The sequence below is a fragment of the Bacillus cereus group sp. MYBK108-1 genome, assembly GCF_051917185.1.
Taxonomy (GTDB): domain Bacteria; phylum Bacillota; class Bacilli; order Bacillales; family Bacillaceae_G; genus Bacillus_A; species Bacillus_A cereus.
In genome coordinates this window covers 95,437-109,851 of sequence record NZ_JBQAHZ010000019.1, presented here as the reverse complement: position 1 = coordinate 109,851, position 14,415 = coordinate 95,437, and the positions used below count along the sequence as shown (strand labels likewise).

Sequence of the window (14,415 nt, the reverse complement as noted above, 5' to 3'; positions counted from 1 at the left end):
TACAATTGTGTGCGAATTCAAGAAAAATTAAACCACCTATCCCCTAAAGAATTTAGGGAACAAGTGGTTTAGGTGTTTTGATTGGTGTCCCGTTTTCGGGGTTCACTTCATTTCAGAGAGTTTTTTTCCTTATCCATCTTTTCTAAATATGTTAACGCATCATCCAGCGTATCCACTGGTACAATTTTCATTTTTGTTTTAATATCCTTTGCAGTCTCAAGTGCATCTTTATAGTTCGATTTCTCCGCACCTTTTTCATTTGGCGCAAAGAACACTTCAGCCCCAGCATCGCTAGCAGCCACCACTTTTTGATTTATACCACCAATCGGGCCCACTTCTCCTTTTTCATTAATTGTACCTGTTCCAGCTATTTCATGTCCTTTCGTTAAGTCTTCTTCCACAAGTTGATTATATATTTCTAATGTGAACATTAAACCTGCGGATGGTCCACCAATTTCATTAGAATTAATTTTCACTTTCGGATCGACCACTAGTTCTCTTTCCGTAACAATAGAAACACCTATACCGACACGTCCATTCCCATTAGGAATCGTCTTTACATTTAAATTCTCTTTCAATTGTTTTCCATTTCTCATGTACTCAATACTTACAGCATCATTTTCTTTTTTCCCTGTCATATATTCAATAAATTGCTCCGTCTTTTCAAATGTTTTTCCGTCAACAGCTATAATAACATCACCAAGCTTAAGCTTTCCTTCTGACGGCATTCCTTTTGCCACACCAGCAACTAATACACCTTTATTTTCAAAAGATACTGAGCGATTTGCACGTTTATATGCATTATAAATCGCTGCATTTTGTGAATCTTTCATCGCATAATTTTGGCGAAATTGATATTCTTCATCACTCTCACCTTTTTGCAATATTTCTTCCGCTTTCGAAATATGTGTATATTTATTAAACTGTGCCGCTATTAAATTCACCACATTTGCTGGTCCCATTGAAACCGTAACAAGCATAAAATCACCAGATTCTTTCGTTCCACCCTCAACTTGAACATAAGGCTCTAATTTGGCAGCCATTCCTGGTTTTGTTATATAATACGGTAAACGTACGTAAACAAGTAACATCGCCAATATAACCCCTATTAAGATTGCATATATAAACCGAAAACGCTTAAACATTATGTTTCTCCTTCCACTGCTCAATTAATAAATAAATATTTGAAATATGTTTTTCTGCTTCTACTTCTCCAACTCGAATAATGTCTTCAATGTTTGTAAAAGCACGTGAACTAAATTGCTCTACAGCTGGTCGCATCATTAAATCCGATGCAATTTGCCGATTCATTACAAGCTCATGCTGCATAATTTCAATACTTTGCATGATTACGTCATAAATGGACGTAACATCGCCATTTACCTTAATTGGAGATACATCAACAGCGATAACAATATCGGCCCCTAACTCTTTCACAACCGATACTGGGATGCGATCAATGACTCCACCATCCACTAATAATCTTCCATCTATTTTTTCTGGTACAAACACTCCAGGAACAGATATGCTAGCCCTCACCGCATCTGCAACTGGCCCACTTGTAAAAACCACTTTTTCCCCCTTCAATATGTCAGTAGCCACAACAGCCGTCGGGATATCTAACTCTTCTAAATTTTTATTATATGTAAACATTTTAATCATATCTTTGACACGTTTTCCAGCAATAAATCCCATTTTCGGTACCGTGAAATCTAAATAATACTTCCGCTTAAAAACAGATGCCAATTTATACAATCTTTCAACGTTACTACTTGCCGCATAAAACGTACCTATTAGCGCCCCCATACTACTTCCTGCAATCATGTGAATAGGGATACCCGCTTCCCTTAATACCTTTATTACACCAATATGAGCAAACCCTTTCGCTCCTCCAGACCCAAGTGCTAAACCAATCTTTGGTTCTTTCATTTTTCTCACCCTTTAATTTTTTTCATTCCTTTTTCATACTTATGGTCTAAATTCACTACGTATCCACGTATACTGAAATGAACGTTTTTTGGGACAAAGGGGGATTTACTTACATGTATGAAAAATGGAAAACCGCTTTCCTTACCATATCAACGCTATTTTTAACCTTTTCTCTTGTACTCCACCCCCAAGCCGCTTTGCAAGCTTCTATTCGCGGGTTAAATATATGGTGGGAAGTTGTATTCCCTTCACTACTACCGTTTTTCATCATTGCGGAACTTCTAATTAGTATCGGTGTTGTAAAATTTATTGGCGTTATATTAGAACCACTCATGCGCCCACTTTTTCGCGTTCCAGGGATAGGCGGATTTGTTTGGGCGATGGGAATGGCTTCTGGTTTCCCTGCAGGCGCCAAATTAAGCGCTAGACTACGAAAAAGCAATCTTTTAACTCAGATTGAAGCGGAGCGCCTCGTTTCTTTCACAAATTCTTCTAATCCACTTTTTATTTTCGGTGCTGTGTCTATCGGTTTTTTTAATAATCCGAAATTAGGAATTATATTAGCCGCTGCCCATTATTTCAGTAACTTTGCTGTCGGATTAATTATGCGTTTTTACGGCGATAATACCGCTTACAAAATTAATACACACACTACAAAAAAACGTCGCTTTCAAAACCCTTTTTTAATCCTTCACGAGACACGCTTACAAGAAAAAAGACCAATTGGTAAATTACTTGGGGATGCCATTGTTTCTTCTATTCAAACATTACTTATGATTGGCGGATTTATTATTTTATTCTCTGTGTTAAATAAAATGATTACTGTATTTCACATTACAGCAGCTCTTTCTTTTATTATGCAACATATTTTATCATTCTTCCAACTAAGTACAGATTTTAGTATACCTATATTATCAGGTATTTTCGAAATGACACTCGGAAGCCAAATGATTAGTCAAATAAATGAAACACCGCTCTTACAACAAGCTATGGTAACAAGCTTCATTTTAGCATTTAGTGGTCTTTCTATTCAGGCACAAGTTGCTAGCATATTAGCTGAAACAGATATCCGATTTAAACCCTATTTTTTCGCACGAATTATTCAAAGTATTCTTGCCCCTATTTTTACATTTGTATTTTGGACACCATTTTATGAGAAAGTGAGTTCTTTCTCGCCTATGCCAAAAGATATTCCTGTATTTTTATCCGAACATCCTTCTATACTACATGAAATTTGGACATCTTTTATACATTATGGACCAATTTTCACATTATTTTGTCTATACTTATATGTTATTTTATTATTTTTGCGCACATATAAAGAAAAACCCCGTTCACTTTAACGGGGTTTGAAACTTTTCTTTTAAAGCACGTTCTACAATAGGAGGTACAAGATCTACTACACTTCCTCCATACCTCGCAACTTCTTTTACAATACTCGAGCTTAAAAATGAATATTGATTGTTTGTCATAATAAAAAATGTTTCAATATTTTCATCTAATTTTCGATTCATAGAAGTAATTTGCATCTCATATTCAAAATCAGAAACTGCTCGTAAACCACGTAATATTGCATTTGCATTACGCATTTTTGCATACTCTACTAATAGCCCACTATGTGAATCTACTTTTACATTCGGGATATCCTTTGTCGCTTCTCGAATTAATTCTAATCGCTCTTCAACTGAAAAGAATGGTTTTTTTGATGAATTGTTTAAAACGACTACGTACACCTCATCAAATACTTTTGCTCCCCTTTTAATAATATCCAGATGCCCAAGGGTAATTGGATCAAAACTTCCTGAAGAAATAGCTATACTTGTCATTCTGTCCCCTCACCTTCATACTTATAAATCGATATTGCAGTAATCCCATAATTCTCAGCTCGTACTTTTACAAGCCTTCCTATTGAATTAGGTAAAACTACATCATTACCATGCTCTGCCATAATTAATCCATCACTATGTAGCAATCCATGTTGATCCATTATACTAATTAAAGATACAATTTTTTGCTCTTTATATGGAGGATCTATCAATATAAGATCGAATGACATTTCACGTTTTATTAGCGCCTTTACTGCACGTTCAGCATCATTTCGATATACTTCAGCTTGTTCCTGTACTCTACAACTTTCTAAATTTTGATGAATTACTTTTATCGCTTTACTATCCCGATCAACAAAAATTGCTTTATCAATCCCTCTGCTCAAAGCCTCAATTCCAAGACCACCACTACCACCAAATAAATCAAGGGCGATACCACCATCAAAATAAGGACCTATCATATTAAAAATAGATTCTTTTACTTTATCTGTCGTTGGACGTGTTGTATTACCAGGAACCGCTTTAAGTGGGTGTCCTTTACATTTTCCTGAAACTACTCTCATCTGTTGTCACTACCTTTATTTCAATCTATCGAGCGATTATAGAAAGCCATTCCCACTTCGGTAACCGTTAACAAACCACATTCACCTAACTATAGGAAAACTCTGCCTCAAATAACCTCTCGTTATTTTTATGTATTCATCTCATCATTCACTAATATGAACCCAATATGTATATTAGTTCCACTTTATCTTTTTTATCCTATCACAAAATAAAAAAAAGAAAAATAAAAAGCCCAACATAAAATTTAATTTCATTATGTATATCTTCATTTAGATTGGACATAAATAATTATAACAACATCACCTTCGATGTTGTTGCCAACCGCGGAGAAGACTTACGTTTCCCCATAAGTTCTTCCTCCGGTTTCTCCTCTCCCTTTGCCTTCTTACTAGTACATGCTAGTATAAGAAGGGCCCTGCTATGCAGGGTTTTTTTTCTTTGTGTGCTTTTCATTTAAAAAGTGAAATGGTACAGTAAAAGAAAGAGGAGGAAAAGATATGATTCAACGCTTTATAGAACTTGGAGAAGGCTACTCTGATTTATATGAATTACTTGAAATTGCCAAAACAAATCAAGAACGTATAGCACATATGTTACAATTTGAAACGATAAAAAACGATAAAAAAGTATGTTCGCTTGTTGTAATATTAAAACCAACTACTACTGGTGATTTCCAACCATTATACATATGTCGTGAAGGCATTCCTGTATTTGAAAATAAAAAAAGTAAACGTGTCATTTTATTTGAAGAAACGGCAGAACAACTCGGAAAAAAAGTGGCTACCTTTACTGTAAAACCATCTACAACTTTCCCAGAAAAAGAACTATTTTTTAATCATTTAATTGGTATTTTACGAATGAACAATTTCATTCCTCCGATGAAATAACACGTTATTTCAAGTGAAAAATCCCCGGCTAAATTTAGCCGGGGATTTTTTCTATTAGCTATAATCGTATTCTTTTGCTCGATCAGGACGGGAATTTTCAAATTCCGTTTTTAAATACGGGCGATACGACTGTTCTATCTTTTTCACAAAAGGAAGTTTGTTCAACTTATGCATCATATGCTCAATTTGTTCCATATCACAATATACTACAGCATATTTTAATCGTTTTGATATGTAATGTATGTTACCATATTTCCTTAAAATCTTGGCATGTTTCAATGAATGTAAATAAACAATCATACTTTGTCGTTGCCCGAACATAATCTTCTCCATCTTCTCCTTTTAAAAACATATATTTTATATTCTATGAAAACCAATCAGAAATTTATAACATTACAGGACAAACTCTGTATACGTTTTCTTCCAACTTCTAAAAAACGGGGTACATCACCCCGTTTTTTTACAACCACAACCTCCGCCAGTACCACAACCTCCACCACAGCCACCAGCATCAAAGAATGGATTTCCTGTTGGCACTTTAATGGAAGAAGACACTTCCGAACCGATTGCTACACTAACTTCGTCTAATAACTTCTGCAAAGCAGTTTCTGCTCTTTTAAAAGCTGCAACCTTATCATGTAAGTCCACAGAACGCTTTAATTCTCTCATTTTCATTGACACGGTAGTATAGTCAGGATGGTATTTTCCAAAACGCTGTACTTCCTCATACCGTTCTTTCATCGCTGTAAATTGCTGAATGAGCGTCTGAAGTTCCATATCTTCATGTAATTCTCTATAATACTCACGATAATCTTCTGCTATATCTGAACAGATAATCGCTTTTGCAAGCTGCTCTGCCTTATCTAATATTAATACGCTTTCTAGCGTCGCTACAATCATGAGAGACACCTCCGAGTATCCATCATACCACATTTAGATTAGAACTACTAATTGAAGTGACTTACTCAAAAGAAAGATATAATGAAACTATTTTTACACTATATCCGTACACACTTATACATTAATATGTTCCGCTATATTATATTTAAGAACATCCCACTTTCCACTATTTTGTTTCACATAACTAATACACGCATTTTTTAATGGTGTCTTAAATGTAATTTCATCTGGTTCAATGGCATGTAAAATCGCTTTTATCGCGTGTGAGTGAGCAACAATAATAATACGTTTGCCAAAATGAGTTGTCGCAACATCTTCTAAAGCAGCAAAGCAACGAGCTACAATCTCTTCATCTCGCTCCATACCTTCTACTTTACCTTCAGCAATCAACTCTCTAACAGCCGCAACCGGCTTCCCTGAAGCTTCTCCAAAATTCCGTTCAACAAATCGCTCATCTAATAAAATCGATTGTAATCCAACTGTCTTTGCAATTTCATTAGCCGTTTCTTGCGCTCTAATTAACGGGCTACTTATAATGATATCCCACGTTTCTTCTTGTAAAGCAGCTGCACTCTGACTCGCTTGCTTCTTACCAACTTCATTAAGCGGAATATCTTCTCGCCCCTGAATAATTTCTTGAAAATTCCAATCAGTTTGTCCATGTCGTACTAAACAAATTTCCGTCATGCTGCAACTCCTTTTTAAATAATCAACCTCTATTGTAACAAAAGTTCTGCATGACGGACATATTTTTCACTTCCAATTAGGTTGCATTTTGTTGCTTCATATACTGAAACATATCAATCATGATCGAAGCAACGGCCAATTGATTTTGAAACTTTTCCACTTTATCTGGTATTGTTTTTTTGAAATGTTGCATCGCCGCTAACTCAAAAGCCTCTTTTTCTTCAGGATTTCGTGTTAATTTTCTATACCAGTACGGTTGCTCTCTAATATAGCGAGATAAATCCTCATCAGCCTTTATAAACTCCATAATTTCTGCTCTCATCATCTTTCCCCCTAATCCTTTTGAAAGAAAAATGGGTTATTTTCTGAAGTACTTTGCTCTTGCTGCGTACGGTTACCTTGAAATTGCTGAATAACTTGTTGCACGCTCCCGATTGCACTCGTCACATTGGCTAAATGGTTCTGCATTTGTTCCACGTCCAACTTTTTAAAAAAAGAAAGCATTTGCCCCATCACATCAGCAGTTTTTTCCTCTTCAGTTCGATTATCTTTTTCTTTTTTATTTTCTTTTACCGAAGAAAACGCAGGCGCTCCATCCGGTCTATAAGTTGCCCATATTGGATCTTCTTCACCAAGTAAGTACCATTCTTCATAAAATTGTTGCCATGTTTTATGACCACTTCTAACCTCATGAACCATTTTAGGGTGATGGTTTACAAATTCTTTAAACTGTTGAACCGATGGATGTAACGGTCCTTTTGTTGTTGGCATAATCCTCACCTCTCCATGTATATCTACTATATAGTAAGAAAAAAAAGGCGCATGGTTCGCCTATTTTTAGACGATTCATGCACCTTTTTTTCTGCTATTTGCATACGGTCAGATTCCCACCTACAATTCAGTGAATACGAAGTAACTAATTTGGTGATGTTAACACCCCACCGCTTACAATTTCACTTTATTTTCGAATAAAGTTTTGTGTATAAAATTTATCGTATACACCAACACCTAATCCTGTAAATTGTTCATTTAATAAATTCTTTCTATGCCCCTCACTATTTAACCAACCTTGCACTGCCGCAATTCCATCACTATGTTGCGCCGCTATGTTCTCACCAGCAAGTTGAAATCCTACTTTCCCGCGCTGCAAACGATCTCCTAGTGTACCTAATGTAGGTGAGTCATGAGAAAAATAATTATTGTCTTTCATATCTTTACTGTGACCAACAGCAACATCTGCTGTTTCCTGATCCCATGTTAATAATGGTAATTTATGACGACTTCGAATGATATTTGTTAAATCAAAAATTTGTTGCATATTCCCATTTTCTACTTGTTTTATTTTTTCTGGAGTCAATGGTTGTTCTGCTATTAATTCACCTGAATAAACGAGCTGATACGGTCTTTGGCGTAATAAAGTTTCATCATCCATATAACGAACACCAATAAGCTCATGTGTAAATTGATCAAAATACAATTGCGCCCATCCATCTTCTACAGGTATTAACGGTTGTTCCATGACTTCGGTATCAGATAGCTCAAATTGATAACTATTTTTCCCTCTTTTTAATGAAATTTCATGCGAAAGCGGACTTTTTTTATATACTTCTTCATATTTTTCATTTATATAATAAGGTGGAACCTTAACTTGTTCACCAGCTGCGTATGCCGTTACAACTTTACGTTCAGAAACTCCAAATTGAACATACTGAGTTAAATCCTGGTTGTATACCCACCATTCATATCCGTATGCAGATGGCTCTATTCGAGAGGGTTCTCCCCACTTCGCTAATAAGTTTTCAGAGTCTTCACCAATCATATTTAAAACAGTGTCTGAGGAGTCTTCCTTAATTTGCTTTTTCTTTTTCACAATTTTATTTTCTTGCTTTGATTGAGATGGGGTTAATATATATTGTGAAACGAGTAATTTCCCGTATAAATCAACAGCTAAAATTAAAAATGTAATCATTACGATACGCAATAATTTCTTCAAACGATATACCTCCTGAACAAAACATAAAATTGAGATATACACAAATCCTTTTCTTTCTTTTTGTGTGTACCGTACTCTTTTCACTATATCATATTTTTGTGAAAAAAGTCTGGATTATCCCTTTTCTCTCAATATGAATTGCACTTTCTTATTATTCATACTATTATAAAAATAATGGTGTAACATTAAAAAAGGAGGTATTATATGCAATTTACAAATACGCAATTTAATGGAGCCGTCGTTGAATTAACTCTTTTAACTGAAATCATGGAAAACAACCACTTCGTACTTGCCGGACAGTGGGATTATGAGCGAGTTACATACGATTATAAATTTGAAATATTAAAGGATGTTTATTATTTACGAGTGCAAGGAGTTGCTGTTGAAGGTGACATTGGCAGTAGACACGCTGAAGTAAAACTACTTCCCCCCTTATTAGGAAAACATTATTATCCTCACGGCGTTGAATATGGTGATGATGAGACTTTCCCAACGAATGTACTTCAAAAAAGCGAACAACTCCTACAAAATGTCGAAAAAGAGTTAAAAGAATTTCAAATTATTGATTAACAAAAACAAGCGCATCAATATGATGCGCTTGTTTTATTTCCCTTCCCTAAGAATGAATCGTTTTTTTACTGGATATCCATAAATAGATCCATCTTTTACTTTAATCTCATCTTCCCAAGGAACCTTATATTTACCTTCAGCTAAATCTTTTACAAACGTATATGGATTTTCTTTCACCCCACCAGGAGTTGCTACATATCCTCTTGAACCTAGATTATATATATTATTTTCCAATCCCCATCCTAATCTAGCCTGATCTGCTAGTTCTGGATATACTTCAGCAGTAACAATCTCCCAAGGATTTCGATGTCCCTGTACTAAAGTAGTCCCATCAAAATTACATACTTGTCCTTCACCAAAGTAATAAAATACGCCATCATAACCCGCTAAGTTTACCGACAATGTATACATTAAATTCTGCCATGCATTTGAACGATTGGTTAGCATCCATTGTTCACTAACTTGTGTACTATATCCAGAAATACGAATTAAGACATTTGCACCTTTATAGGCCGCTTCACGAGCTACTTCAGGGAACATGCCATCATGACAAATACAAACAGCTAATTTACTTCCTCCAGGTCCATCACAAACAGGTAAGCCTAAATCTCCAGCTTTCCAAGGCTCGACTGGCACCCAAGGATTTAGCTTACGATACTTCAAAATCATTTCACCTTGTGGATCAATAATAACTGCTGTATTATATGGCTCTCCACCATCAGGATTTTTCTCCATTATTGAAAAAACACCATATACTTTAGATTCTTTACATGCCTCAGCAAATAAGTCTGTTTCTGGCCCAGGCACTGTGCATAAAAATTCTTCTGTAGTCCATTTTTTTGTATTGAGCCCTTGTGTACTATATTCAGGAAATACTATCAATTCTAAACCAGGGTAACCTGATTTGGTCGAATGAATTGTTTTTATGATTTGTTGAATTTGTTTATCAATGTCTGCACGCGATTCTACTACTGGTACTGGATATTGAATTAGTGCTGTCAAAAAACCACTAATCGGCTTTACCATACTTCCACTACTACCCATTTAAACTCCCCCTTAAAATAGTTCGTGTTTATTAAAGATAACAATATATATTTGTAACTCTCTAAAAAACTTGCACTACATATGGAATTATTACGCATGAAAGCTAGTAGTAAATTTTATCTCCACTTTTAGTACACGCCTACACTAACTTAACATAAAAAATTAGAAAATTCAATCTTTTTAAGGTAGCTAAAACTAAAAAGAAAAAGCGCATGGAATCCCATACACTTTTTTTACTTAGTCTGTAAATACGGCGGCAATTGTTGCAACTGCTCCTTATCCTTTTCACGTTCTCTACGTGCCCATCTAAAGAATACATAGCCTATAATTGTACCGTACACTATTTCCTGGACAATTTTCATTATGATACCACCAGTTTGCTGGTCTTGTACGACTGGCATCCAGTGCAAAAATTCTGGTCCCGTTATATTTAAATCTGATAAAGTGCCCGCTGGTACACATAGTTCCATCGCTTTCATCCAAGCAGCCGGATCCGTATACGTTGCAAATAACGGGGCTGTCGCAAAAATGATTAACGCACAAGCAGGCGTTAATAATATGCCATTAGCAAACATATAACCAAGTTTCTTTATATCACTTAATGTTTGATATTCTGGTAATGGATTTAACATCGGCCACCACATCATGATTGCTGTAAAAAACAATATAGCGAGACAAATAGGATGAGCTATTTGACTTTGTTTTACCGTATCAAAAACAACTGGTAAATGATAAAAAGAAAACAGGCCGTTAAATACAAATAACGCAATAAGTGGTTTAGCAAATGCCTTTAATATAATTTGAACAAACTTAAAAGAAGTAATGTAACGATATAACCAAATTGGTATACCAAGCAACAGTAACGGTGGAACTGCAATATACATGACTGCCATTTCAAACATATGAGCACTAAATATAATATGGCCAATTAAATCAATAGGCCCTCCCTTTACAAAATACAAAAGAACAATACCAGTCGTAAAATAAAAAATTTGCTTCTTACTTACCTTCGTCGCATTTTCAAATCGCATTCTATATGGCCCAATAATTAAGAAGTACCCAATAAGAATCGAAAGCATAAATAATAAAAAGATTGGACTCCATAAAGCCTGAAAACCAAATATCCACAAGTTACTCATTTTCACACCTACCTTCGTAAGGTTATCTCATAATATGAAGAGGGAGCTGTGACAACACAAGCTCCCTTATTTTTCACTTTTCAAATCCACACGATTGTCATAAAAGCTAAAATTGTAATTAACCCTATTAGCAGACCAGAGTAAAGAAAGAAACTTGCTGCTTCATGTCCTTTATGACTCATATGCATAAAATAATACAATTGAAAAATTACTTGTACCACTGCTAATAGTAAAATAAACGGTACAGAGAAAATCGGACTAAAAGTTTTTGGATACGCCACCGCTACAAATGCAACTAATGTTAAAAAAATCATTAATGCAAACGTAATAACTTGATGCCTCATTTCCTCCGCACTTTTTCTCTTCCGATAAACAAGATCAACTTTAGGATTATTCGTTTGCTTTATCGCCATTGTTTATCCCACCATTCCCATTAAATATACTACAGTGAAAATAAACACCCAAACTACGTCAATAAAGTGCCAATAAATCGATGCAACATAAAACTTCGGTGCATTGTATAAATTTAGACCTCTCTTCGCATTTCTAAAGATTAATGTTAGAATCCAACATAACCCAAACAATACGTGGAGTCCATGTGTACCAACAAGAGCATAAAACGCAGAGCCAAACGCACTACTTCTCATAGTATGCTTAAATTCATGTGTATAATGATAAAACTCATATATCTCAAACCCTAAAAACCCTAAACCTAGCAATACTGTTACTAGTAACCAAAGCTGCATTTTCTTAAAGTTAAAGTTTTTCATGTGATACATCGCATATACACTCGTTAAGCTACTCGTTAATAAAAGCATCGTCATAATGAAAACGAGTGGCATTTGGAACATCTCTTGAGATGTTGGTCCACCATTTGTAGAATTCTTTAACGCTAAATATGTTCCGAATAAGGAAGCGAACAACACTGTTTCGCCTCCAAGAAATAACCAAAAACCGACAAACTTATTTTTCCCTTCAAGGGTTGCTTTTTCAGGCTCTGCTGGAAATGTTTCATTCGTTAATTTTTCATCTACATGCATTATGCCTTGCCCCCCTTATCCTCTAAATCTTCTTTATGAATATGATACCCATGATCATCAATTACTGAACGTAGGAACATTGCGCCAAATGTAATGATTAAACCAATAATTGCTACTAATAACCAGAACTTATCTTTTCCGCCCTGCATATACATCGCACCAAATGCCGCTATAAACAATCCGAAAGAAATGACAAATGGTGAAAACGAAGGATTTGGCATATGAATATCACCAACTGGTTCCGCTGCTGTCATCTCTTTATTACCTTCACGTTTTTCAATCCAAAACGGATCTAATCCGCGAACAAATGGTAATTGTTTAAAGTTATATTCTGGTGTCGGTGCTGGCATTGTCCATTCTAATGTACGTGCATCCCACGGATCACGACCAGCTTTTTCTTTTGATACTGTCGTTTTAATTACATTGAATAGAAGAACAATCGTTCCAAGAGCCATAAACACCGCTCCGATGGAACTAATCATATTCCCCATTTCCAACCCTTGCCCTTCAAGATATGTGTAGTAACGGCGTGGCATACCAATCAAGCCAAGGAAATGCTGAATAAAGAACGTTAAATGGAAGCCGATAAAGAATAGCCAGAACGTTATCTTTCCTAATGTTTCATTTAATACTTTATTAAACATCAGTGGCCAATAATAATGAGCTCCTGCAAGTAAACCAAATACAACACCGCCAACGATTACATAATGAAAATGCGCTACTACGAAATAGTTATCATGAAATTGATAATCAGCTGGTGCAGATGCTAGCATAACCCCTGTAACTCCACCCATTACGAATGATGGAATGAAAGCTACTGCCCACATCATTGGTGTCGTAAAACGAATACTTCCGCCCCACATTGTAAAGAGCCAGTTGAATATTTTGATACCAGTTGGAACCGCAATCGCCATTGTTGCGACCGAGAAAATAGCATTAGCAACTGGACCAAGTCCAACAGTAAACATATGGTGCGCCCATACCATAAATCCTAAAAATCCAATTAATACAGTCGCAAACACCATCGATGAATAACCAAACAATCGTTTTTTCGAAAATGTCGCGAAGATTTCTGAGAATATTCCGAAAGCTGGGAGTATAAGAATGTATACTTCTGGATGACCGAAAATCCAGAATAAATGCTCCCATATAATTGTATTCCCGCCCAATGCCGGATTAAAGAAACTTGTTCCAAATAAACGATCTAACATTAAAAGTCCTAATCCTACAGTTAACGGCGGAAAAGCGAATAATATAAGCGAAGATGTTACAAATGTCGTCCATGTAAACATCGGCATACGCATGTACGTCATTCCTGGCGCCCGCATATTAATAATGGTTACAAGGAAGTTAATACCTCCAATTAATGTACCAATACCTGAGATTTGCAAGCCGAGTACATAGAAATCAACACCATGACCTTTAGAGGCTAAAGCTAAAGATGCATAAGATGTCCATCCTGCATCAGGTGCTCCACCTAAAAACCAACTTAAATTTAAAAATACTCCACCAAAGAAAAATAACCAAAATCCGAGTGAATTCAAAAACGGGAACGCTACATCACGTGCACCAATTTGAAGTGGTACAGCGGCGTTCATAAATGCAAACACGAGTGGCATAGCTGCGAGGAAAATCATTGTTGTACCGTGCATCGTTAATACTTGATTATAAGCATCCCCAACAAGAAAAGCGTTGTTAGGAATCGCTAATTGAAGGCGAATAAATAGAGCTTCTATTCCGCCTATTACAAAAAACAATCCACCTGCAATTAAATAGAGAATGGCAATCTTTTTATGGTCTACTGTCGTTAAATAATCCCATATGACAGCACCCATC

The 14,415-nt window shown here is 35.8% G+C and carries 19 protein-coding genes; 4 read left to right on the top strand and 15 right to left on the bottom strand.

From position 1 onward, the window contains the following. A partial coding sequence (locus ACTFSL_RS22240; RefSeq protein ID WP_326245104.1) for an IS3 family transposase occupies positions 1–72 on the top strand: 72 nt, incomplete at its 5' end. A gap of 35 nt (positions 73–107) precedes the next feature. Here the strand turns inward: ACTFSL_RS22240 and ACTFSL_RS22235 are convergent. Both ACTFSL_RS22235 and ACTFSL_RS22230 read right to left on the bottom strand, forming a co-directional pair. Further along, positions 108–1,145 carry a SepM family pheromone-processing serine protease gene (locus ACTFSL_RS22235; RefSeq protein ID WP_440042408.1) on the bottom strand — a complete coding sequence of 346 codons (1,038 nt, stop codon included), beginning with the start codon at positions 1,143–1,145 and terminating at the stop codon, positions 108–110. Continuing rightward, positions 1,138–1,929 (bottom strand): patatin-like phospholipase family protein, encoded by a 792-nt coding sequence (locus ACTFSL_RS22230; RefSeq protein WP_000662588.1) that lies wholly within the window; start codon positions 1,927–1,929, stop codon positions 1,138–1,140. The genes ACTFSL_RS22235 and ACTFSL_RS22230 overlap by 8 nt, the downstream gene beginning before the upstream one ends. 113 nt (positions 1,930–2,042) lie before the next feature. Between ACTFSL_RS22230 and ylbJ the strand changes: the two genes are divergently transcribed. Continuing rightward, positions 2,043–3,272 (top strand): sporulation integral membrane protein YlbJ, encoded by a 1,230-nt coding sequence (gene ylbJ, locus ACTFSL_RS22225; RefSeq protein WP_000273082.1) that lies wholly within the window; start codon positions 2,043–2,045, stop codon positions 3,270–3,272. Here ylbJ and coaD read toward each other — a convergent pair. Beyond that, a complete protein-coding gene (gene coaD / locus ACTFSL_RS22220; RefSeq protein ID WP_000200601.1) occupies positions 3,264–3,755 on the bottom strand; it encodes a pantetheine-phosphate adenylyltransferase in 492 nt (163 codons plus the stop codon). The genes ylbJ and coaD overlap by 9 nt on opposite strands. Beyond that, positions 3,752–4,318: a 16S rRNA (guanine(966)-N(2))-methyltransferase RsmD gene (rsmD, locus tag ACTFSL_RS22215; protein WP_001266978.1), complete on the bottom strand. Its 567-nt coding sequence runs from the start codon at positions 4,316–4,318 to the stop codon at positions 3,752–3,754. Before rsmD ends, coaD begins: the two co-directional genes overlap by 4 nt. 498 nt (positions 4,319–4,816) lie before the next feature. On the opposite strand from rsmD, the gene ACTFSL_RS22210 reads away from it, so the two are divergent. After that, positions 4,817–5,206, top strand: coding sequence for a DUF7147 family protein (locus ACTFSL_RS22210; protein ID WP_000616017.1), 390 nt, complete (start codon positions 4,817–4,819; stop codon positions 5,204–5,206). Positions 5,207–5,260: 54 nt separating this feature from the next. On the opposite strand, the gene ACTFSL_RS22205 is transcribed toward ACTFSL_RS22210, so the two are convergent. The 6 genes from ACTFSL_RS22205 to ACTFSL_RS22180 form a co-directional block, all read right to left on the bottom strand. Continuing rightward, positions 5,261–5,527: a YlbG family protein gene (locus tag ACTFSL_RS22205; protein WP_002082261.1), complete on the bottom strand. Its 267-nt coding sequence runs from the start codon at positions 5,525–5,527 to the stop codon at positions 5,261–5,263. A 126-nt stretch (positions 5,528–5,653) separates the two neighbouring features. After that, positions 5,654–6,106 carry a YlbF family regulator gene (locus tag ACTFSL_RS22200; protein ID WP_440042406.1) on the bottom strand — a complete coding sequence of 151 codons (453 nt, stop codon included), beginning with the start codon at positions 6,104–6,106 and terminating at the stop codon, positions 5,654–5,656. Between the two features lie 114 nt (positions 6,107–6,220). Continuing rightward, the gene (locus ACTFSL_RS22195; protein WP_000134946.1) at positions 6,221–6,793 is read right to left on the bottom strand and encodes a histidine phosphatase family protein; all 573 of its coding nucleotides are present in this window, start codon (positions 6,791–6,793) and stop codon (positions 6,221–6,223) included. 76 nt (positions 6,794–6,869) lie between these two features. Next, positions 6,870–7,115: a YlbE-like family protein gene (locus ACTFSL_RS22190; RefSeq protein WP_001200990.1), complete on the bottom strand. Its 246-nt coding sequence runs from the start codon at positions 7,113–7,115 to the stop codon at positions 6,870–6,872. Positions 7,116–7,126: 11 nt separating this feature from the next. After that, positions 7,127–7,564, bottom strand: coding sequence for a YlbD family protein (locus tag ACTFSL_RS22185; RefSeq protein ID WP_001143346.1), 438 nt, complete (start codon positions 7,562–7,564; stop codon positions 7,127–7,129). Between the two features lie 187 nt (positions 7,565–7,751). After that, positions 7,752–8,786, bottom strand: coding sequence for a CAP domain-containing protein (locus tag ACTFSL_RS22180; RefSeq protein WP_000735375.1), 1,035 nt, complete (start codon positions 8,784–8,786; stop codon positions 7,752–7,754). Between the two features lie 204 nt (positions 8,787–8,990). Here ACTFSL_RS22180 and ACTFSL_RS22175 point away from each other — a divergent pair, with 204 nt between their 5' ends. Next, positions 8,991–9,356, top strand: coding sequence for a YugN family protein (locus ACTFSL_RS22175; protein ID WP_001160952.1), 366 nt, complete (start codon positions 8,991–8,993; stop codon positions 9,354–9,356). A 33-nt stretch (positions 9,357–9,389) separates the two neighbouring features. Here ACTFSL_RS22175 and ACTFSL_RS22170 read toward each other — a convergent pair whose 3' ends face one another. The 5 genes from ACTFSL_RS22170 to ctaD form a co-directional block, all read right to left on the bottom strand. Further along, on the bottom strand, positions 9,390–10,400 hold the full coding sequence (locus ACTFSL_RS22170; protein WP_086692348.1) for a formamidase: 1,011 nt from the start codon (positions 10,398–10,400) through the stop codon (positions 9,390–9,392). Positions 10,401–10,633: 233 nt separating this feature from the next. Beyond that, the gene (gene ctaG, locus ACTFSL_RS22165) at positions 10,634–11,539 is read right to left on the bottom strand and encodes a cytochrome c oxidase assembly factor CtaG (protein WP_000069023.1); all 906 of its coding nucleotides are present in this window, start codon (positions 11,537–11,539) and stop codon (positions 10,634–10,636) included. A gap of 80 nt (positions 11,540–11,619) precedes the next feature. Continuing rightward, positions 11,620–11,952, bottom strand: a complete 333-nt coding sequence (ctaF, locus tag ACTFSL_RS22160) for a cytochrome c oxidase subunit IVB (RefSeq protein ID WP_000985706.1) — start codon at positions 11,950–11,952, stop codon at positions 11,620–11,622. A gap of 3 nt (positions 11,953–11,955) precedes the next feature. Next, positions 11,956–12,579 (bottom strand): cytochrome c oxidase subunit III, encoded by a 624-nt coding sequence (ctaE, locus tag ACTFSL_RS22155; protein ID WP_000557861.1) that lies wholly within the window; start codon positions 12,577–12,579, stop codon positions 11,956–11,958. Continuing rightward, entirely contained in the window at positions 12,579–14,414 is a 1,836-nt protein-coding gene (ctaD, locus tag ACTFSL_RS22150; RefSeq protein ID WP_153579316.1) for a cytochrome c oxidase subunit I, read from the bottom strand. Before ctaD ends, ctaE begins: the two co-directional genes overlap by 1 nt. Between the last annotated feature and the right edge of the window lies 1 nt (position 14,415).